Source organism: Bradyrhizobium iriomotense (assembly GCF_018130765.1).
In the GTDB taxonomy this organism is placed as follows: domain Bacteria; phylum Pseudomonadota; class Alphaproteobacteria; order Rhizobiales; family Xanthobacteraceae; genus Bradyrhizobium; species Bradyrhizobium iriomotense_A.
On the sequence record NZ_JAFCJZ010000006.1, the window covers coordinates 1 to 20,782 of the forward strand.

At 64.5% G+C, this 20,782-nt stretch carries 18 protein-coding genes; 9 read left to right on the plus strand and 9 right to left on the minus strand.

What is annotated here, in order from left to right; genetic code table 11:
• Positions 1 to 163: 163 nt before the first annotated feature.
• Positions 164 to 1,672 (minus strand): acetyl-CoA acetyltransferase, encoded by a 1,509-nt coding sequence (locus tag JQ635_RS12850; protein ID WP_211410237.1) that lies wholly within the window; start codon positions 1,670 to 1,672, stop codon positions 164 to 166.
• 176 nt (positions 1,673 to 1,848) lie between these two features.
• Entirely contained in the window at positions 1,849 to 2,982 is a 1,134-nt protein-coding gene (locus tag JQ635_RS12855; protein ID WP_211410238.1) for a nitronate monooxygenase, read from the minus strand.
• Positions 2,983 to 3,437: 455 nt separating this feature from the next.
• On the opposite strand from JQ635_RS12855, the gene JQ635_RS12860 reads away from it, so the two are divergent.
• On the plus strand, positions 3,438 to 5,114 hold the full coding sequence (locus JQ635_RS12860; protein ID WP_211410239.1) for a methyl-accepting chemotaxis protein: 1,677 nt from the start codon (positions 3,438 to 3,440) through the stop codon (positions 5,112 to 5,114).
• Positions 5,115 to 5,215: 101 nt separating this feature from the next.
• Positions 5,216 to 6,091, plus strand: coding sequence for a glutathione-dependent disulfide-bond oxidoreductase (gene yghU / locus JQ635_RS12865; protein ID WP_211410240.1), 876 nt, complete (start codon positions 5,216 to 5,218; stop codon positions 6,089 to 6,091).
• 214 nt (positions 6,092 to 6,305) lie between these two features.
• Here the strand turns inward: yghU and JQ635_RS12870 are convergent, their stop codons facing one another.
• The 3 genes from JQ635_RS12870 to JQ635_RS12880 all read right to left on the minus strand — a co-directional run bounded on the left by JQ635_RS12870 (position 6,306) and on the right by JQ635_RS12880 (position 9,222).
• A complete protein-coding gene (locus JQ635_RS12870; protein ID WP_211410241.1) occupies positions 6,306 to 7,583 on the minus strand; it encodes an acyl-CoA dehydrogenase family protein in 1,278 nt (425 codons plus the stop codon).
• 368 nt (positions 7,584 to 7,951) lie between these two features.
• On the minus strand, positions 7,952 to 8,332 hold the full coding sequence (locus JQ635_RS12875; RefSeq protein ID WP_211410242.1) for a VOC family protein: 381 nt from the start codon (positions 8,330 to 8,332) through the stop codon (positions 7,952 to 7,954).
• Positions 8,333 to 8,442: 110 nt separating this feature from the next.
• Positions 8,443 to 9,222, minus strand: a complete 780-nt coding sequence (locus JQ635_RS12880) for an SDR family NAD(P)-dependent oxidoreductase (protein ID WP_211410243.1) — start codon at positions 9,220 to 9,222, stop codon at positions 8,443 to 8,445.
• Positions 9,223 to 9,389: 167 nt separating this feature from the next.
• Between JQ635_RS12880 and JQ635_RS12885 the strand changes: the two genes are divergently transcribed.
• Genes JQ635_RS12885 through JQ635_RS12895 form a run of 3 tightly spaced genes read left to right on the plus strand, consistent with a single transcriptional unit; the run spans position 9,390 to position 11,542 of the window.
• Positions 9,390 to 10,178, plus strand: coding sequence for an enoyl-CoA hydratase/isomerase (locus tag JQ635_RS12885; RefSeq protein ID WP_211410244.1), 789 nt, complete (start codon positions 9,390 to 9,392; stop codon positions 10,176 to 10,178).
• The gene (locus JQ635_RS12890; protein ID WP_211410245.1) at positions 10,175 to 11,161 is read left to right on the plus strand and encodes a phosphotransferase family protein; all 987 of its coding nucleotides are present in this window, start codon (positions 10,175 to 10,177) and stop codon (positions 11,159 to 11,161) included. The genes JQ635_RS12885 and JQ635_RS12890 overlap by 4 nt, the downstream gene beginning before the upstream one ends.
• A gap of 3 nt (positions 11,162 to 11,164) precedes the next feature.
• Positions 11,165 to 11,542 (plus strand): DUF6285 domain-containing protein, encoded by a 378-nt coding sequence (locus JQ635_RS12895; RefSeq protein WP_211410246.1) that lies wholly within the window; start codon positions 11,165 to 11,167, stop codon positions 11,540 to 11,542.
• A gap of 190 nt (positions 11,543 to 11,732) precedes the next feature.
• Here JQ635_RS12895 and JQ635_RS12900 read toward each other — a convergent pair whose 3' ends face one another.
• Positions 11,733 to 12,512 (minus strand): enoyl-CoA hydratase-related protein, encoded by a 780-nt coding sequence (locus JQ635_RS12900; protein ID WP_211410247.1) that lies wholly within the window; start codon positions 12,510 to 12,512, stop codon positions 11,733 to 11,735.
• 210 nt (positions 12,513 to 12,722) lie between these two features.
• Between JQ635_RS12900 and JQ635_RS12905 the strand changes: the two genes are divergently transcribed.
• Complete coding sequence (locus tag JQ635_RS12905) at positions 12,723 to 13,997, plus strand: acyl-CoA dehydrogenase family protein (protein ID WP_211410248.1); 1,275 nt, start codon at positions 12,723 to 12,725, stop codon at positions 13,995 to 13,997.
• Positions 13,998 to 14,259: 262 nt separating this feature from the next.
• Here the strand turns inward: JQ635_RS12905 and JQ635_RS12910 are convergent, their stop codons facing one another.
• Both JQ635_RS12910 and JQ635_RS12915 read right to left on the minus strand, forming a co-directional pair.
• Entirely contained in the window at positions 14,260 to 15,837 is a 1,578-nt protein-coding gene (locus tag JQ635_RS12910) for a fatty acid--CoA ligase (protein WP_211410249.1), read from the minus strand.
• 212 nt (positions 15,838 to 16,049) lie between these two features.
• On the minus strand, positions 16,050 to 16,922 hold the full coding sequence (locus tag JQ635_RS12915; protein ID WP_211410250.1) for an SDR family oxidoreductase: 873 nt from the start codon (positions 16,920 to 16,922) through the stop codon (positions 16,050 to 16,052).
• Positions 16,923 to 17,027: 105 nt separating this feature from the next.
• Here JQ635_RS12915 and JQ635_RS12920 point away from each other — a divergent pair, with 105 nt between their 5' ends.
• From JQ635_RS12920 to JQ635_RS12930, 3 genes are all read left to right on the plus strand, one after another.
• Positions 17,028 to 17,837, plus strand: a complete 810-nt coding sequence (locus JQ635_RS12920) for a crotonase/enoyl-CoA hydratase family protein (RefSeq protein WP_211410251.1) — start codon at positions 17,028 to 17,030, stop codon at positions 17,835 to 17,837.
• Between the two features lie 162 nt (positions 17,838 to 17,999).
• Complete coding sequence (locus JQ635_RS12925; RefSeq protein WP_211410252.1) at positions 18,000 to 19,544, plus strand: acyl-CoA synthetase; 1,545 nt, start codon at positions 18,000 to 18,002, stop codon at positions 19,542 to 19,544.
• Between the two features lie 150 nt (positions 19,545 to 19,694).
• Positions 19,695 to 20,099, plus strand: a complete 405-nt coding sequence (locus JQ635_RS12930) for a YccF domain-containing protein (RefSeq protein WP_183240804.1) — start codon at positions 19,695 to 19,697, stop codon at positions 20,097 to 20,099.
• 131 nt (positions 20,100 to 20,230) lie between these two features.
• Here the strand turns inward: JQ635_RS12930 and JQ635_RS12935 are convergent, their stop codons facing one another.
• Positions 20,231 to 20,638 carry a hypothetical protein gene (locus JQ635_RS12935; RefSeq protein WP_211410253.1) on the minus strand — a complete coding sequence of 136 codons (408 nt, stop codon included), beginning with the start codon at positions 20,636 to 20,638 and terminating at the stop codon, positions 20,231 to 20,233.
• Positions 20,639 to 20,782 lie beyond the last annotated feature (144 nt).

Sequence of the window (20,782 nt, forward strand, 5' to 3'; positions counted from 1 at the left end):
CGCCGCCCTCGCACTTCCCCGACCTCACCCAAGCCAATCGAAAAGCCTTGACTCAAAAATCCCCATATGAGGGTGGGCAAAGCGAAGCGTGCCCACGATCTCGATGTGATCCGGAAAGATTGGTGGGCACGGCGCAAGTGCGCCTTTGCCCACCCTACGAGAGCTACGCCACCCGCCACTCCGGCACGCCATCGGCGGCCATCGTGATCTCGCCGAGCGAGCCGACGGGCGTGCGATCCATGTCAAGCAGATGGGCCAGCGTCGCGCTATCGCTCGCCGGAATTCGCGCCAGCGTGCGGCGATCGTCCTGCGTCCGCAGTATCACCACACCGTGCTCGACATCGCCGCCACGGCCGTAGAGCACCGTAAAGCTCTCGACCTTGCCTCTGCCTGACGCTTCCGTCACGAACTCCGGCACCGCGCGCTTGTTGCGGTCGGCTACGCCTTGCACGCTCGTCTCCTGCGCCAGCGCCTCGCGCGGCGGCGTCTTCGAGACCACCAGCGCGTGATGCTTGGTGACGAAGCCGCCCTGGCCATAGAGCAGGCCGAGCTTGGCGCCGTCGCGCACACGTCGCACCATCGCGCAGGCCGCGTGCGTCATGTAAGTGTTGAGCGGGGCGCCGAAGAAGGTGAGGCCGCCGGTCACGGTCGGCTGCACGTCGGCACCCAAGCCCAGCGTCCGTCGCGCCATCTTGGGCACGCAAGGGAAGCAGCTGTAGAGCTCGATCGCGTCGAATTTTCTGCCGTCGCCGCCGGCGAGGTCCATCACCGCCTTCAGCACCGCATTCTGCGGATGGCTCTCGTAGAACTGGTCGCGCAAGAGATAGTCGCGAGGCTCCTCGGCAGAGGCGCCGCCGAGCGGATAGACCAGCTTGTCTTCCGCGATGCCGGCCGCGCGTGCCTTGGCGAGGCTGGTCAGCAGCAGCGCGCCGCCCATGTTGACGCTGGGGTTGGCGACCATGAGCTTGTTATAGGGCCAGGCGATCAGCCGGTTGTCCGCCGTCGGCGTCGTGATCTCCTCCGGCGTATAGCGCCGCTTCAGCCAGGCATTGGGATTTTGCGCGGCGGCTTCCGAATAGCGCGACCATAGCGTGCCCGATTCCGCCATCGCCTCGCGCGGCGTCTGCCCCCAATGCGCGGAGGAGGCGGCTTCATAGAACGGATAGACCGTGACCGGCCGGAACACGCCGAGCTTCACCGCCAGCGGCTTCTGGAACGCCGCGCCGCGCTTGGGCTCCTCGACATCATGGGCGAACGGCGTCCATGGCAATTTTGTTCCGGCGCGCTCCGCCTTGGTCGCGGTTGACTGCGCTTCCGCGCCGCAGATCGCGGCCACGCTGCATTCACCGCGCGCGATGCGCTTGGCCGCCTCGTGGATGTAGCGGATCGGGCTCTCGCCGCCGACCGGGCCGTAATAGCAATGTGCAGGCGCAACGCCGAGGCGCTGCGCCAGCAGCTTCTCCGGATCGCGATAGCGCCAGCTCAGGAAGTTGACGACGTCGAGCGACTGCACCTCGCCGAGCAGCTTTGTGCCGGCATCCCGCTCGGCGCGCCGCAGCGCTTCTTCGAGCAGATCGAGCGGCTCGAGGCCGGCGGTGATCTCCTTAGGGCGATCGACGATCTCGCCGATGCCGACGATGACGGGGATGCGGTCTTCGGGGCTATTGGTCATTTCTTCTTAATTCACTTTCTAGGTCTTCGGCACGCCGAGGGCCGCTAAAGAAGCGGCCACCTCAGGGTGACGGCTACGGGCACAACGTCATCCTGAGGTGCGAGGTCGGCGGCGCATTCGCGCCGTCGGGCGAGCCTCGAAGGATGGGCCACGGGCACTACTCCGGCCACGCACCATCACTCCGCCACCAGCGCATTCATGTGCTCGACGGCTTCGGCAAAATCTTCCTTGAACTCCTGCACCACCGCACCCGCCGACTTCACGCTGTCGATCAGGCCGACGCCCTGGCCGACAAAGTAGCTGACGAGATCGCGCGCCTTTGCGTTGCCGCTTGCGGCTGCGCGGTCGATCGCGTTGAAGGCGTCACGGCTGACGATGCTCTGCAGCGGCATCGGCAGCGCGCCGGGGCTCTCCGGCGCGCGGTCCCAGGCATCGGTCCAGACCGAGCGGAGCTGCCGCGCCGGCTTGCCGGTGCGGCCCTTCGAGCGTACCGCATCGCGCGAGGACGCCGCGATCATCTTCTCGCGGAAGATCTCCGTGGTTTCGGCCTCGACGGTCGCAAGCCACACCGAGCCGGTCCAGGCGCCGGCCGCGCCCATGGCCATGCAGGCCGCCATCTGCCGTCCAGTCATGATGCCGCCGGCCGCCAGCACCGGCACGTCGCGGATCGGCTCGATCGCCTTGATCACCTCCGGCACCAGCACCATGGTCGAGACCTCGCCGCAATGGCCGCCGGCCTCGGTGCCCTGCACCACGAGGATGTCGACGCCGGCGGCGACCTGGCGCAGCGCGTGCTCCTTGGCGCCGACGAGCGCGGCCACCGGCACGCCGTGCTTCTTGCCCATCTCGATCATCGCCTTCGGCGGCACGCCCAGCGCGTTGGCGATCAGGCGGATCGGATGATTGAAGGAAACCTCGAGCAATTGAAGCGCGGTCTTCCCGTCGAACGGCTGCGGCTGATCGTCTGCCACTTCGGTGGTGGTCAGTTCGATATCGTATTTCTTCAGAAGATCGCGCGTGTAGTTGCGGTGCTCTTGCGGCACGCGCGCTTCCAGGCTCTTCCAGGTGACGTCCTTCTCGCCCGCCGTGGAGATGTTTTCGGGGATCAGCACGTCGATGCCGTAGGGCTTGCCGTCGACGTGCTCGTCGATCCATTTCAGCTCGCGTTCGAGCGTATCGGGCGTGTGCACGGTGGCACCTAACACACCAAAGCCGCCGGCGCGGCTGACGGCGGCGACGACGTCGCGGCAATGGCTGAAGGCGAGCAGCGGGAACTCGATGCCCAGCATGTCGCAGATCGGCGATTTCATGGTTCTCTCCCGGCGGCCGCCTTCGTTGTTGTTTTGCTTTCCTCAAGCGACCGTTCGACGCTAGCCCATCGTCGGCCGCGATGCCAAGCCGGATTTGGCCGCGCATCTTGCGTGCAGGCGTCACGCGACGCGCGCAGCCATTCCGTCGCGCAAAATTGGCCGGGCAGGGGACGCCGATAAACCTCTTGCGCTTTCACGAACGTCAGAGAGCAGCCCGGTCGCGGCGTCCGATCGGCACCAAGCGCATCTGCATTGACACGGATTATTTCGCGACCTTCAACCGGCCGAACGTTTCGCTGTCGACACCAAGACCAATCCGATCGAGGAGATCACCGCGACCACCGTGCGCCCAACATTTCAGCGCGGGCGTCCAGCGAAACGTAATTATTCGGTAAGTCGCCTCCATTACAACGATAGCGCGTGGACGCGAATGTCTAGCTGGAATGGAGAGTGCGATGGCTTGGTTCAACAACATGTCTGTTGGGCGCAAGCTCCTGCTCACATTTTCGGCAGTCGTGCTGCTGGTCGTCGTGCTCGGTGGCTTCGCGCTGAAATCGCTCTCCGACCTGCAAGGCGCGGCGCGTGAGCTGTCCGGCAACTGGCTCCCCAGCGTCGACAAGGCGAGAGGCCTGCAATACCAGATCGCCCGCATCCGGACCAACCAGCTCTCGGTACTGATGGCCAAGGAAGGCGATCGCGAGGAGATACGCCAGACCCTGCGCAAGATCGAGCAGTCCGTGACGGACGGACTCAAATCGCAGGAGACGCTGGTGGCCTCGCCGGAGGAGGAGGCGGCCGTCAAGCGGCTCAGCGGGCACTATGCGGCCTTCCTGCAGACTGACAAGGCGCTGGACATGCTTGCCACCAATCCCGAAGGCGCCAGGGAGGCCTTCTTTGCCGGCAGAAACCAGTTTCGTGAGCTGCTTGAGGACGCCGACAAGCTCGTGAAAATCAACACCGACGGCGCCGCGCGCTCTGTCGCGACGGCGGGTTCGACCTACGACAACGCACGAACCGTAATCATGATCGTGCTCGCCGTCATGATGGCGCTGGCGGCCGCGGCCGGTTTCGTGCTGCGCTCGGCGATCGCCAAGCCGCTGCTCGCGCTCGACAAGGCGATGGGGCGGCTTGCCCAGAACGATACCGCGACCGAGGTGCCGGCGACGGAGCGACGCGACGAAGTCGGTGCGATGGCCCGTGCGGTGCTCGTGTTCAGGGAGGGCATGATCGCGGCCGACGAGATGCGCGCGCGCCAGGAGGAGGAGCGGCAGGCCAAGGAGCGCCATGCCGCCTACATCATGGGACTGGCGCAGGACTTCGATGCGGCGGCAAGCTCCGCCATCGGCGGCGTCGCCGACGCAGCGAGCCGCATGCGGGCAACCGCGGGCGGCTTGTCGTCCACCGTCGGCCAGACCGGGGAGCAGGCCATGACGGTGGCCGCGGCCGCGCAGCAGGCCTCGGCCAACGTGCAGACGGTGGCCTCGGCCGCCGAGGAGCTGACCTCCTCGATCCGCGAGATTTCCCGGCAGGTTTCGCTGGCCTCGCAGGTCAGTCACAAGGCGGTGGACCAGGCCAACCGCACTAACGACATCGTCGGCGGGCTTCAGCAGGCGGCGCGCCGCATCGGCGAGGTGATCGACCTCATCAACCAGATCGCCAGCCAGACCAACCTGCTGGCGCTGAACGCAACCATCGAGGCCGCGCGGGCCGGCGATGCCGGCCGGGGTTTTGCCGTCGTCGCCAACGAGGTGAAGAGCCTCGCTGCCCAGACCTCGCGGGCGACCGACGAGATCGGCCAGCAGATCGCGTCGGTGCAGCAGGCGACCGCGCAGGCGGTCGAGGCGATCAGCGCCATCGGCGGCACCATCCAGGAGATCAGCCAGATCTCGACCACGGTCGCTTCCGCCGTGGAAGAGCAGGGCGCGGCGACACAGGCGATCGCCCGCAGCGCCGAGCAGGCCTCCGCCGGCACCGGAACGGTGACGAAGAACATCGAGGGCGTGAGCCAGTCGGCGCGCTCCGGTGGCGGCGCCGCGCAGGAGATGCTGTCCGCGGCCACATCGCTGTCGCGCGAGGCCGACCAGATGCGCTCCCTGGTCCAGGACTTCCTCGGCAAGGTCAAGGCTGCATGACGCCGGCTTGAGGCCCGCGCCGGACGCAGAGCCGGAAGGGCTTGTCATCGGCCATCCCAGGGCTAATTAATGCAGGCGCATCTTTCCGCCGGAGCCCCCGCATGACCGACGCCCCCGCCTACGTGCCGCCCAAAGTCTGGACCTGGAACAAGGAGAATGGCGGGCAATTCGCCAGCATCAACCGGCCGATCGCCGGCCCCACCCACGACAAGGAACTGCCGGTCGGCAAGCATCCCTTGCAGCTCTATTCGCTCGCGACGCCGAACGGGGTGAAGGTCACGGTGATGCTGGAGGAGCTGCTGGCGCTCGGCCACAAGGGGGCCGAATACGACGCCTGGCTGATCAGGATCGGCAATGGCGACCAGTTCGGCAGCGGCTTCGTCGACATCAATCCGAACTCGAAAATCCCGGCGCTGATGGATCGCTCCGGGCCTGAGCCTGTCAGGGTGTTCGAGTCCGGCTCGATCCTGTTCTACCTCGCCGAGAAGTTCGGCGCCTTCCTGCCTAAGGACATCAAGACCCGCACCGAGGCCATGTCCTGGCTGTTCTGGCAGATGGGCAGCGCACCCTATCTCGGCGGCGGCTTCGGCCATTTCTACGCCTATGCGCCGTTCAAGATCGAATACGCCATCGACCGTTTCGCGATGGAGACCAAGCGCCAGCTCGACGTGCTCGACCGGCGCCTTGCCGACAACGAGTATCTCGCGGGCAAGGAGTACACCATCGCCGACATCGCGGTCTGGCCCTGGTATGGCGCGCTCGCCAAGGGGCTGGTCTACGGCGCCGGCGAATTCCTTTCCGTGCAGGACTACAAGAACGTGCAGCGCTGGACCGACCAGATCGCGCAGCGGCCGGCGGTGAAGCGCGGCCGCATGGTCAACCGCGTCTCCGGCGATCCCGCCAGCCAGCTCCACGAGCGCCACGACGCCAGCGATTTCGAAACGAAGACGCAGGACAAGCTCGAGGCGGCGACGTAGTTCTCTTTCTTCACCTCGCCCCGCGTGCGGGGAGAGGTCGGATCGCACTTGCGATGCGGGTGAGGGGTACAGTCTCGTAGGGTGGCAAAGCGACTTGTCCGCCGTAGCTCGAAGAGCGAAGGCGGAAGCGTGCCCACCACTTCTTGCGCCGGCCGCGATGGTGGGCACGGCGCGCGAAGAGTGCGCCTTTGCCCGCCCTACGGCATCTCGTGGCTCACGCCATGCTCAGCTCGTGGCGTCCCACCACCATCCAGTGCACCTCGTCCGGACCGTCGGCAAAGCGCAGATGGCGGACGTCCTGGTACATTTCGGCGAGCGGGGTCCAGTGCGAGATGCCGGTGGCGCCGTGCATCTGGATCGCCTGGTCGATGATCTTGCAGGCGCGCTCGGGCACCATGGCCTTGACCATGGAGACCCAGACGCGGGCCTCCTTGTTGCCGAGCACGTCCATAGCCTTGGCGGCCTTCAGCACCATCAGCCGCATCGCCTCGATCTCGCAGCGCGCCTGCGCGATGATCTGCATGTTGCCGCCGAGATGGGCGATCTTCTTGCCGAAGGCTTCGCGGGTGAGGCCACGCTGCACCATCAGATCGAGCGCCTTCTCGGCCTTGCCGATGGTGCGCATGCAGTGATGGATGCGGCCGGGTCCGAGGCGGAGCTGCGAGATCTCGAAGCCGCGGCCTTCGCCGAGCAGCATGTTCTCCTTCGGCACGCGCACATTATTGAAGCGCATGTGCATGTGACCGCGCGGCGCGTGGTCCTGGCCGAACACATACATGGGGCCGAGCACCTCGACGCCGGGCGTGTCGCGCGGCACCAGGATCTGCGACTGCTGCTTGCTCGGCGCCGCATCCGGATTGGTCTTCACCATCACGATGAGGATCTTGCAGCGGGGATCGCCGAGACCTGAAATGTAATACTTCTCGCCGTTGATGACCCATTCGTCGCCGACCAGCTTTGCGGTCGTCGAGATGTTCTTGGCGTCGGAGGAGGCGACGTTCGGCTCGGTCATGACATAGGCCGAGCGGATCTCGCCGTTCATCAGCGGCTTCAGCCACTTCTCCTTCTGCTCCTTGGTGCCGACGCGCTCCAGCACCTCCATGTTGCCGGTGTCGGGCGCCGAGCAGTTCATGGTCTCGGACGCCAGCGGGCTCTTGCCGAGCTCGGCGGCGATATAGGCATAGTCGAGATTCTTCAGGCCCTGGCCGGTCTCGTCATCGGGCAGGAAGAAATTCCAGAGGCCTTCCTGCTTGGCCTTGTTCTTGGCCTTCTCCAGCACTTCGAGCTGCTTCGGCGTAAAACTCCAGCGGTCCTCCTTGCCTTCGCCCGCCTTGGCGAACTCGATCGACATCGGCTCGACGGTATCGCGGATGAACTTCTTGACGTGATCGTAGAGCGGCCGGACCTGGTCCGACATGCGCAGGTCATTGAGCTCGTCGCCCGGATTGAGGGTGTAGTTGGTGGTGCGGGGAATGTAGGTGTGTTTTGTCATTGTTCCTCCCGGGACGCTGAGATCATGTTGGCCGGGAGAATAGTCGCAGCGATGCCAAAGTGCGAGCGCGTATTTTTTTCACGCGGGCCATGCCACGCGATGGAATATCGCGAGGGCGTTTGAAATGTTGTTTGAATGGGGCTGGGAGAACTCCCTCCAAGTGTCGTCCCGGACAAGCGCAGCTCTTGGCAACGCGTAGCGTTGTCCAGGGCGGAGCGCAGATCCGGGACCCATAACCACAGGAAGTCGTTTGACGAAGATTCGTAGTTGTCAGCTCGCGCCATAACCGCTCCCTGTGGTTATGGGTCCCCGCTCCCGTGCGCAATTGCGCACTAGGCGGGGACGACACCGCGTGTGTAGTCGCCAGCTCAGTTCGGCATCCGATGCATCGCGCAGATCTTGTTGCCGTCGAGGTCCCGCAAATAAGCGATATAAAGCTTGTTGCCCGCGCCCTCGCGGATGCCGGGCGGATTCTCGATCGGCGTTCCACCGGCGGCTACGCCGGCGGCGTGCCACTTGTCGACCTGCTCAGGCGAGTTGGCGGCAAAGCCGATGGTGCCGCCGTTCGCAGCCGTCGCCGGCTCACCGTTGATCGGCTTCGACACCGAGAACACACCGGTCTTGGTGATGTAGAAGATGCGGTGGCCGTCGACCTTGGCCGGCCGCACCTCGAGTGTGCTCAGCAGGCTGTCGTAGAATGCCTTGGCCTTGTCCAGGTCGTTGGTGCCGATCATCACGTGCGAGAACATTTGCCCTATCCCCCTCAGAGTTTGTAGCCCGGATGGAGCGTAGCGAAATCCGGGTCTTGCTTGCTTCTCAAAATCCCGGATTGCGCTTCGCTCCATCCAGGCTACGGGACTCAAAACGCCGTGTAGCCGCCGTCGATCACGAACGTGTCGGCCGTGTGATAGGATGACGCCTTGCTCATCAGATACACCGCGATGCCGCCGAAATCGGAGGCCTCGCCGAAGCGGCGCTGCGGAATTCGCGGCATCACGTTGGCGACGAACTTGTCGTTGGCCATGAGGCCTGATGTCATGTCGCTCTTGATCCAGCCGGGCAGGATCGCGTTCGCGGTGACGCCGTGGCGCGCCAGCTCGACGCCGAGCGCGCGCACCAGCGCGTTGATCGCGGCCTTGGTCGCGGCGTAGTGTTCGTTGCGCGCGGTGCCGAAGATCGAGGCGAGGCTCGAGGTTGCGACCAGCCGGCCGAAGGGATCGCCGGCATTGGCGCGCTCGGTCATGTGCCTGGCAGCGGCCTGGAACGCGTGGAAGACGCCGTCAAGATTGGTCGCAAACATCGTGCGCCATTCCTCTTCGGTGCGCTCGATGAAGGAGCGCCGTCCGCCGCCGCCGATGCCGGCATTGGCGAAGCAGCCGTCGACCCGGCCGAAGGTGTCGAGCGTGGCCTTCATCGCGGCATTGACCGAGGCCGGATCGGTGACGTCGCAGACGCGGGTGTCCACCTTGCCTGCTAGCCCCGCCATGCTCGCGGCAGCAGCCTTGTTCTTGTCAGCATTGCGGCCCCAGATCGAGACGTTGCAGCCCTGGCCGGCGAGCGCCTGTGCGATGCCGAGCCCGATGCCGCCATTGCCGCCAGTGATCACAGCGACGCGTCCGGTGAGGTCGAAAAGGTTCATGGCGCGTTTCCTGTTTTGGGCATAAGGCGCATCAGCCGCTGCGCACAAGATTGCTTGCTATGCTCCGATCACCATGGACAAGACCGCGCCAAAAATCAAATATGCGCCCCGGCAAAACCAAATTCCGGTCTGCGAAACTGACGCAGGCTGCAACTGACGAGGAAACAATGCAGTTCAAGCACGTCACGCTCGATTTCGATGGTTCGGTCGCGATCCTCAGGCTCGACCATCAGGAGGTGATGAACGCGGTCTCCATGGACATGCTCGGCGGTCTTGCCGAGGCGCTCGATGCGATCGAGGAGAAGAAGGACGAGGTGCGCTGTGTCGTGCTGACCGGCGCGGGCCGCGCCTTCTGCACCGGCGCCAATCTGCAAGGCCGCAACAACCAGTCGAAGAAGACCAAGGCCGGCCTGACGCTGGAGACCGGCTTTCATCCGTTCCTGCGCCGCATCCGCAATCTGCACTGTCCGATCATCACCGCAGTCAATGGCCCGGCCGCGGGTGCCGGCATGAGCTTCGCGCTGCTCGGCGACATGATTTTATGCGCGCGCTCCTCTTACTTCCTTCAAGCGTTCCGGCGCATCGGTCTCGTGCCGGATTGCGGCTCGACCTGGCTCTTGCCGCGCCTCGTCGGCCGGGCGCGCTCGATCGAATTGTCGCTGATGGGCGAGCGGCTGCCGGCGGAGAAGGCGCTGGAATGGGGCCTCGTCAACCGCGTCTACGATGACGGCGTGCTGATGGAGGAGGCGATGAAGCTCGCGCGCGACCTTGCGAGCGGTCCGACGGTGGCGCTGTCGCTGATCCGCAAGCTCTACTGGGACAGCCCGGAAAATTCCTTCGAGGATCAGCTCAATCTCGAATTCCAGTGCCAGCTCCGCGCCGGCGACACCCAGGATTTTCGCGAGGGCGTCGGCGCGTTTCTGGAGAAGCGCCCCGCGCAGTTCAAGGGCAAATGATCGAGACGGAGCTCTCACGCAGCGTCGCGCGGTGGTGCAAGGGCGCGACCGGCGTCACCGGCGCGGCAAAGCTGTCGGGCGGTGCCAGCCAGGAAACGTGGCGCTTCGACATTATGCATCCCAAGGGGCCGATCGGCGCGATCCTGCGCCGCTCGCCGAAGGGTTATGGCGCGGCGCCGACGCGTGCGGCGGGCCTCGCCGCCGAGGCGCAGCTGATGCAGCTCGCCTTCGAGGCGGGCGTGCCGTCGCCGCGCGTGATGCATGTGCTGACGGCCGAGGACGATCTCGGCACCGGCTTCATCATGCAGCGGGTCGAGGGCGAGACCATCGCCCGCAAGATTCTTCGCGATGACACGTTCGCGGCGGCGCGGCCGCATCTCGCGCGGCAGATCGGTGGCATTCTCGCGGGCCTGCACAGGCTGCCGCTGGACAAGCTGCCCGAGCTGCGCAGCCGGAACGCGACCCAGGAGATCTCCGAGTTCGAGCGCGACTATCGCAGCCTGAACTGGCCGAAGCCCGTGTTCGAGCTGGCGCTGCGCTGGCTGCGCGACCACGATCCCGGCCCCTCAGTCGAGACCACACTGGTGCATGGCGATTTCCGTAACGGCAATCTCATCATCGGGGCGGATGGCGTTCGCGCCGTGCTCGACTGGGAGCTTGCCCATCTCGGCGATCCCATGGAGGATCTCGGCTGGGTCTGCGTCAACTCCTGGCGCTTTGGCGAGATCGACAAGCCCGTCGGCGGTTTTGGCTCGCGCGAGGACCTGTTCGCCGGTTACGAGGCCGCGGGCCGCAAGGTCGACGCAGCGCGCGTAAAGTTCTGGGAAGTGATGGGGACGCTGCGCTGGGGCATCATGTGCGGCGGCATGATGCAGCGCTTTCGCGAAGGACCCGAGCATTCCATGGAGCGCGCCATGATCGGCCGCCGCGCGTCCGAGACCGAGATCGATCTGTTGCGGCTCTTGGTGCCGCGCGGGAGCTGACACATGCAGGACGAGCCGACCCCGGTCGAACTGACCAAATCAGTCGCCGACTTCCTCCGCAGCGACATCACGCCGCTGATCTCCGGTCACCAGGCCTTCAAGCTGCGCGTCGCCATCAACATCCTCGATCTCGTCACGCGGCAGCTGACGCAGGAGGCGGGGAGTGACGCGAAGGAGGTGGAGCGCCTGCGCACGCTGCTCGGCATCGACGGCTCGGTGACGGAGCTCAACCATGCGCTGGCGGAGCGTATCGCCAAAGGTGAGGTCGATCTCGCAACCCCGGGCCTCGCCGAGCATCTATGGGCAACCACGATGGACAAGCTCGCGGTCGATCAGCCGAACTACGCCTCGTACAAGCGGGAACTGGGGCGCGGCGGGTAGACGGCGTCGCACATTTTCATCGTCGTCCCGGCGAAGGCCGGGACCCATACCGCGTGATCTATCGATCGTGCGTGGTGCTAATCCCGAACGACTAATCTCCGCCAAACTACCCGCTGTGGCTATGGGTCCCGGCCTTCGCCGGGACGACGCCAGAGAGAGTTATTGCGCATCACGGTAGGATCAGCATCTCCTACTTCCCCACCCATTTCGGCGGCCGCTTCTCCGAGAACGCCTTCGGGCCCTCGATGTAATCCTGCGAGGCCGCCATCGCCTGCACGGCCGGATAGTCGCGCTGCTCCGCGATCGCCTGCTCCAGCGACACGCCGAGGCCCTTTTGGATCGCCTGCTTGGACGCGCGGATCGACATCGGCGAGTTCTTGCTGATCATTTCGGCCCAGCGCAGCGCGGCGGTGAGCGCTTCGCCCTGCGGCACCACCTCGTTGACGAAGCCGAGATCAAGACCTTCCTTGGCGCTGACATGGCGCGCGGTGAGGATCATGCCCATGGCGCGCTTCAGTCCGATCTGCCGCGGCAGCCGGTGCAGGCCGCCGGCGAGCGCGGCGAGCCCGACGCGCGGCTCGGGCAGGGCGAAGGTCGCGTTCTCCGCGGCGATGATCAGGTCGCAAGCGAGCGCGATCTCGAAGCCGCCGCCCATGGCGACGCCGTTCACGGCGGCGATGATCGGCTTGTCGCAGTCGAAGCGTGAGGTGAGGCCGGCAAAGCCGCCCTTGTCCCAGCCGCGCTTGCCGCCGGCGGCCTGCCACTTCAGATCGTTGCCGGCGCAGAACGCCTTGTCGCCGCTGCCCGTGACGATCGCGATCCACTGCTCGGGATCGGCGGAGAAATCGTCGAACACCTTTTGCAGCTCGAAATGCGCATCGGTGTGCAGCGCGTTGTAGACCTCGGGCCGCGACAGCGTGACGATCGTGATCGGCCCCTTGCGTTCCACCTTGGAAAATTTCAGCTCCATCGCGCGCTCCCGCATTTTCTCGTGAAGGAATATTGACGTCATACTAGCGCGTGCCTGCGTCACAACACCATCGAATTGCGCAATGCGCCTTGCACCTCCGGCACGCCTCGCATTGCTTGACTTGGCGAAGCACTTCTCACCTTAATCATGCGAAGCAAAGACGCGCCTAGCGCCTTAACGCAAAAAGATAAATCAATCCGGGAGAGAGCCGTGGATTTCTCATTGCCTGCCGATCTCGTCGCCTATCTCGGAGAGCTCGACCGTTTCATCGAACGCGAGATCAAGCCGCTGGAGGAGGCCGACGACAACATCCGCTTCTTCGACCATCGTCGCGAATGGGCGCGCACCGATTTCGAGAACGGCGGCCTGCCGCGCCATGAATGGGAAGCGCTGCTGCGCAAGGCCAAGGATCTCGCCGACGCCGCCGGGCATCTGCGCTTTCCGGTGCCGAAGCAATATGGCGGCAAGGACGGCTCCAATCTCTGGATGGCCGTGATCCGCGAGCACTTTGCCGCGAAAGGTCTCGGCCTGCACAACGATCTCCAGAACGAGCACTCCATCGTCGGCAATTTCCCCATCGTCACCATGCTCGACCGCTACGGCCGCGACGATCAGAAGGCGATGATCGACGGCTCGATCAGGGGCAAGTATCGCATCACCTTTGGCCTCACCGAGCCGCATCATGGCTCGGACGCCACCCACATGGAGACGCGGGCGGTGCCGGCCACGCGCGACAACGTCAAGGGCTGGATCATCAACGGCGAGAAGATGTGGACCACCGGCATGCACGTCGCCACCCACTGCGCGCTGTTCGCGCGCACCAGCGGCAATGACGGCGATGCCCGCGGCATCACCTGCTTCCTGGTGCCGGCCAAGAGCCACGGCGTCAAGGTCGAGGAGTATATGTGGACCTTCAACATGCCGACCGACCATCCTCGCGTCAGTTTCACCGACGTCTTCGTGCCCGAGGATGCGCTGTTCGGCGAGGTCGGGCGCGGTCTGTCCTTGGCGCAGTGCTTCGTGCACCAGAACCGCATCCGCCAGGCGGCGAGCTCGCTCGGCGCCGCGGTCTACTGCATCAACGAGAGCGTCAAATACGCGCGCGAGCGAAAGCCGTTCGGCAAGGCGCTCGCGGAAAACCAGGCGATCCAGTTCCCGCTGGTCGAGCTCGCCACGCAGGCCGAGATGCTGCGCCTGCTGATCCGCAAGACCGCCTGGGAGATGGACCAACTGACCGAAGAGCAGATCGAGCGCACGCTTTCCGACCGCGTCTCGATGTGCAACTATTTTGCGAACCGCCTCTGCTGCGAATCCGCCGACCGCGCCATGCAGGTTCATGGCGGCATGGGCTACTCACGCCACAAGCCGTTCGAGCACATCTATCGCCACCACCGCCGCTATCGCATCACCGAAGGCAGCGAGGAGATCCAGATGCGGAAAGTGGCGGGGTTCTTGTTCGGCTATATGGGGCCGGGGAAGCATTAGGAATTTTGTGCGTTATCTCTCCCCGGGTCGTCCCGGCGAAGGCCGGGACCCATAACCCCAGGGAGGAGTCGTGGCGCGAGATGGCACTCCGAGTCTTCGCCAAACTATACTCGGTGGTTATGGGTCCCGGCCTTCGCCGGGACGACAATGTGGATAGTTGTGGGGGTGGGGCAAAGCGAAGCGTGCCCACGATCCCTTGAATACGGAACGAGATGGTGGGCACGGCGCTTTGCGCCTTTGCCCACCCTACGGCACCGCGGGATCAATTCACCCGTCGATCCTTCCCCGCCCAATACGGCTCACGCAACTGCCGCCGCAGGATCTTGCCGCTCGGATTGCGCGGCAGCGCCGGCAAAAACTCCACGCTCTTCGGCGTCTTGTAGCCGGCAATGCGCTCGCGGGTGAAGTTGATGATGTTGGTGGCGGTCGCCTGCTTGCCGGGCTTCATCACCACGACCGCCTTGACCGCTTCGCCCCATTTGTCGTCCGGCACGCCGATCACGGCGGCCTCGGCGACATCCGGATGATCGCACAGCGCGCTCTCGACCTCGGCGGGGTAGATGTTCTCGCCGCCGGAGATGATCATGTCCTTGATGCGGTCGTGGATGTAGAGATAGCCGTCCTCGTCCATGTAGCCGGCGTCGCCCGTGCGCAGCCAGCCGTCACCGCGCAGCGTTGCGGCGGTCGCCTCCGGCAAATTCCAGTAGCCGGCCATGTTCGAGCCCGAGCGCGTCGCGATCTCGCCGACCTCGCGCGGCGGCAGCGGCTTGCCGTCCGCATCCAAAATCGCGATCTCGACGCCCGGCAGCGCCTTGCCGGCCGAGCGCATCCGCTCGAGGCCCTCGATATGGTCCTCCGGCGGAAGCGCGACGATGGTGCCCGTCGTCTCGGTCATGCCGTACATCTGCACGAAGCCGCACTTGAAGACCTCGATGCATTCCTTCAGCAGCGCCGCCGGAATCGGCGAAGCGCCATACAGCATGTATTTCAGCCGCGAGAAATCCACCGTCTTCGCGCGCGGCTGCCGCACCACGAACTGCATCGCCGCCGGCACCATGAACAGTTTTGTGATGCCCGACTGCTCGAAGAAATCCAGCACCTTGGTCGGATCGAACTCGCGCGCAATCACGCCGCGGGCGCCGTGATAGAGCCCCATCACGCCCCACCCCGAACCGCCGATGTGGAAGATCGGCATCGCCACCAGCGAGACGTCGTCGGTCGACCACCGGTTCCACTCCGGCTTGTCCTCGGCATTGCCGGTCTGCACGAGGTTGAGGAAGTTTGCATGCGACAGCATCGCGCCCTTCGGCTTGCCCGTGGTGCCCGACGTGTAGAGCTGGATCGCGATGTCCTTCGTGTCGATCGGCACTTTGGGATCATCGCCGCTCTGCGCATCGCGCCACGCCGTAAAATCCTGCCATTCGGGCGCGCCGCCTTCGGTGGTGATGACGGTGCGCACGCCCGGCAACTGGTCCTTGATCTGGCGAACCTGCGCAATGAATTCCGGCCCCACGAACAGCACCGGCGCCCTGCAGTCCGCGACGATGAAGGCGACCTCAGGTCCTGCGAGCCGCCAGTTCACCGGCGCCATCACCACGACGGCCTTCATCGCGCCCATCAGCAGCTCGAAATAGAGATCGCTGTTCTTGCCGAGATAGGCGATGCGGTCGCCCTTGTTCACGCCCATCGCTATGAGTGCGTTGGCGACCTTGTTGGTCTTGATGTCGAATTCGGCAAAGCTGGTGGCGCGGCCCTCGAACTCATAGGCAATGGCGCTGCCGCGGCTTCTCGCGCGCTCGCGCACCATATCGGCGAGGTCAGCCAATGGCTGTGTGGACATGTTTCTCCCGTAGCGTTTTGTTTTTATGCCGCGGAGTGTGGCGTCATCTGCGGGTGAAGACAAGATGGGGCCCCCGCCGTCGTCCTGGCGAAAGCCAGGACCCATAGCCACAAAACGCAATTTGGCGAAGACTGGTCATGACCAATCTTCGCCAAATAGAATTCGGTGGTAATGGGTCCTGGCTTTCGCCAGGACGACGATAGAAAGAGCGGCTACCCCCGCTTCGCCCGGTCCTTCTCGTTCTGCGCCATAATGCTCTCGCGGGCGGTCTTCCAGTCGTCGTCGCTCCAGTCGCGGAGCTGGTAGAAATTGCCGCCCATCGCGAGCGCCTGCGCGCCGTCCATGGCGATGGTCTCGCCGTTGATCCAGTCGCAGCCGCCGGAGATCAGGAACACCGCGAGGTTCTGCAACTCCTCCATGGTGCCGACGCGGCCCATCGGGTTCATCGCCTTGGTGCGCGCGCCGGCCTCGTCGCCCGGCTTGATGCGCTTGCTCATGCCCTCGGTCGGGATCTCGCCCGGCGCGATGGTGTTGAGGCGGATGCCGTAGCGGCCCCATTCGGTGGCGAGCGACATCGTCATGGCATGGATCGCCGACTTGCTCATCGCCGACGGCACCACGTAAGGAGAGCCATTGCGCACCCAGGTCACAGTGATCGAGACGACATTGCCAGGCTGCTTCAACGCGATCCAGCGCTTGCCGATCGCATGCGTCACGTAGAACGTGCCGTGCATGACGATATTGGCGACCGCATCGAAGCCGCGCGGCGACAGTTCCTCGCTGCGCGAGATGAAATTGCCGGCGGCGTTGTTGATGAGGTCGGTGAGGGGGGCTTCGCGAAAGATGGTCTCGATCATCTCGTCGACCGCGAGTGCGTTGCGGATGTCGACGCCGTGGCTGGTGACGCGGCCGCCATATTGGTCCATCAGCTCGATCGCGGTCTCGTCGCACACGATCTTGCGTCGGCCGCAGATGTGCACCTCGGCGCCGAGTTGCAGGAAGCGCGCCGCCATCGATTTGCCGAGCCCGGTGCCGCCGCCGGTCACGAGAATGCGCCGTCCGGCCAGAAGATTTTCCTTGAACATCGCTGTTTCTCCCGTACGGATTGTCAGTTAATTGGTCGATTGACTAAATCCGGCTGACAGCTTTCTGTAAAGCGGCACCGAACAAGAACAGGGGAGAATTCATCCATGGAAGAGCGCGTCTCGATCTCGATCTCGGAAGGCGTCGCCGACGTGCGCCTGGTGCGCGCGGACAAGATGAACGCGCTCGATCAGGCCATGTTCGAGGCCCTTGTCGCGGCAACGGACCGGCTTTCGAAGGACAAGAGCGTGCGCGCCGTCGTGTTGTCGGGTGAAGGCCGCGCCTTCTGCGCCGGTCTCGACATGGGGCGTTTTGCCGCCATGAAGGAGAAAGGCGGCAACGGAATTCCGGGTGGCGAAAATCGCGACCTCACCGTGCGCACGCATGGCCAGGCGAACTTTCCGCAACAAGCGGTATGGGGATGGCGCCAGCTTCCGGTTCCGGTGATCGCGGCCGTGCATGGCGTCGCCTTCGGCGGCGGCTTCCAGCTCGCGCTTGGCGCCGACATGCGGTTCCTCAGCGCCGATGCGCGGATGTCGGTGATGGAGATCAAATGGGGGCTCGTGCCCGATATGGCGGGCACGCCGATCCTGGCGTCGCTGGTGCGCGACGACATCTTACGCGATCTCACCTACACGGGCCGCATCTTCTCCGCACAGGAGGCAATGACCTATGGTCTTGCCACGCGGATCTGCGACGACCCGCGCGCTGCGGCCCTCGAAGTCGCGCGCGAGATCGCCGGCAAGAGCCCCGATGCGATCCGCGCCGCAAAACGCCTGCTCAACAATCTCTCGGTCGATCCGGGTCCGGCGCTGCTCGCCGAATCCGTCGAGCAGCAGAAGCTGATCGGCAGCCCGAACCAGACGGAAGCTGTGCGCTCGAATCTGGAGAAGCGCGCGGCGAAGTATGCGGACTGAGTTCGTCATTCCGGGATGCGCCGTAGGCGCAGGCCCGGAGTCCATCGCGCCTCATCGTCCGCTGTGAAATGGATTCCGGGCTCGATGCTTCGCATCGCCCCGGAATGACAATCTGAGTGATACCCATCTCTCTCAACCCGACGAAAGATCGGAACTCAACAAATGAGCGAAACGCCAAACTTCCTCGGCATCGTCTCCGGCGAGCGCCGCCGCAGCCATGCCGAGGTTGCCAATCGCGCCGACCGCATCGCCTCCGGCCTCGCCAAGATCGGCGTCCGCCAGGGCGACTGCGTCTGCATGCTGATGCGCAACGACATCGCCTTCCTTGAGGCCGCTTACGCCGCGATGCGGCTCGGGGCCTATGGCGTGCCGATCAACTGGCACTTCAAGCCGGAGGAGATCAACTACATCCTGACAGACACCGGCACGTCCGTGCTGATCGGGCATGCCGACATGCTGCACGCGCTGCGCGATGCGATTCCGAAGGGCGTCACCGTGCTCAGCGTGCCGACGCCGCCGGAGATCCTGTCCAGTTACAAGATCGATCCCGATCATCTGACCACGCCGGACTTCGCGATCGATTTCGAACCTTGGCTCGCGCAGCAGCAGCCCTATGACGGCCCAATCGTGCCGCAGCCCATGAACATGATCTACACATCAGGGACGACGGGTCATCCCAAGGGCGTGCGCCGCAACGCGCCGACGCTGGATCAGCAGGCCGCCGGCGAACGCATGCGCGCGATGATCTACGGGCTCAAGCCCGGCGCCCGCGCGCTGCTGCCGGGTCCGCTCTATCATTCCGCGCCGAACTCCTTCGCCATCCGCGCCGGCAAGCTCGGCGGCGCGCTGGTGCTGATGCCGCGGTTCGAGGCTGAGGAGTTCTTGGAACTCATCCAGCGGTACAGGATCGACACCATCTTCATGGTTCCCGCCATGTTCATCCGCCTGATGAAGCTGCCGGAGGAGGTCCGCAAAAAGTACGACGTCTCTTCGCTCCGCCACGTCATCCATGCCGCGGCGCCCTGTCCGGCCGACGTCAAGCGCGCCATGATCGAATGGTGGGGGCCGGTGATCTACGAATTCTACGGTTCGACCGAATCCGGCGCCGTCACCTTCGCGACCTCCGAGGACGCACTGAAGAAGCCCGGCACCGTCGGCAAGATCTCGCCCGGCGCCGAGCTGCGCTTCCTCGGCGAGGACGGAAGCGTGCTTGGCGTAGGCGAGATCGGCGAGATCTATTCCCGCATGGCGGAGCTTGCCGACTTCACCTACCACAACAAGCCGGAGAAGCGCGCCGAGATCGACCGCGGCGGCTTCATCACCTCCGGCGATGTCGGCTATATCGACGCGGACGGCTACGTCTTCATCTGCGACCGCAAGCGCGACATGGTGATATCAGGCGGCGTCAACATCTACCCGGCCGAGATCGAATCCGTGCTGCACGCCGTATCAGGCGTGCACGATTGCGCGGTGTTCGGCATCCCCGATGCCGAATTCGGCGAGGCGCTGATGGCCGTGGTCGAGCCGCAAGCCGGCGTGACACTCGATGAAGCCTCCATCCGCGCCAGCCTGAAAGCCCACTTGGCCGACTACAAGGTGCCCAAGCACATCGAGATCCGCACCGGGCTGCCGCGCGAAGACTCCGGCAAGATCTTCAAGCGCCGCCTGCGCGATCCCTATTGGGAGCAGGCGGGCCGGAAGATTTGATACTTTGTAGCCCGGGTGAGCGAAGCGATACCCGGGACGGTGAGAGGTAAGGCCCCGGATATCGCTTCGCTCATCCGGGCTACCCTACTGTCTTAGCAGCGACAGATTCCGAACCTATATAGATGGGATCATCGACCTCCGGATCATGCCATGACCCCCGTCTCCATCCTGCTCAACATCCTCTGGATCCTCATCGGCGGCGCCTGGATGGCGTTCGGCTGGCTGGTCGCCGCAGTCATCATGGCCGTCACCATCATCGGCCTTCCGTGGGCACGAGCGGCGTTCAACATCGCCGTCTACACGCTGCTGCCGTTCGGCTCGAGGGCGGTCAGCCGCTACGAGGTCACCGGTGTCGAGGATATCGGCACCGGTCCGCTCGGGGTGATAGGCAACATCATCTGGTTCGTGCTGGCCGGCTGGTGGCTGGCGCTCGGCCACCTCGTGACCGCGCTGGTCCTTGCCATCACCATCATCGGCATCCCCTTCGCCTGGGCCCATCTGAAGCTCGCAGGCATTGCGCTCTGGCCGATCGGCAAGGTGATCGTGCCGGCTTAGGGCGTGGACTCCGTCAATGTCGGCCTCCGGCGGCAGTTCGTAGGATGGGTAGAGCGAAAGCGAAACCCATCAATCCGTCCGCCGATGACGAAACAGGATGGGTTTCGCAAGGGCTCAACCCATCCTACGCGCTAGGTCATGCTCCCTGGCATAAAGCACCGGATCGATATGTCCGGATAGAGGTCGTTGTAGACCGGCCAGACCATGGTGCGTCCGGCCATGTTCGGTACAGTGACTAAGGCATCGTCAGGCACATCGACCCAGATCATCACTTTGGAGTCGGCAGTTTTCGGTAGTCGCACACGGTAGTGGCCGTCTCTGGCTTCCCAGTCTACGTCTTCGACGGCATGACCGTCGGCGTACGAACAGCAGAGGCCCTTGCTGCTCGCCAAACCCTCAAACCATTCAAGAAGTGGTGAACTCCTGTAGCGTCCGTCCAGATCGCGCCCCGGCGCCGGCGACATCACCATCGCGATCGCCGCGCTCGTGGCGATTTGCGAAATCCCGCGTTTGATCAACGCTGCGCAGTGGCGCCCCATGGTACCTCCGGGCGAACTGTTAACCGCTTGTGAGTAGGTATCTTTCGTCTGAGGGAGGTTCAGAAATTGGGGTGGGGCCGAATGTCGCGAAGTACCTGACAAAGTTTGGCAGCGCGAGCTCGTAGGATGGGTTGAGCCCTTGCG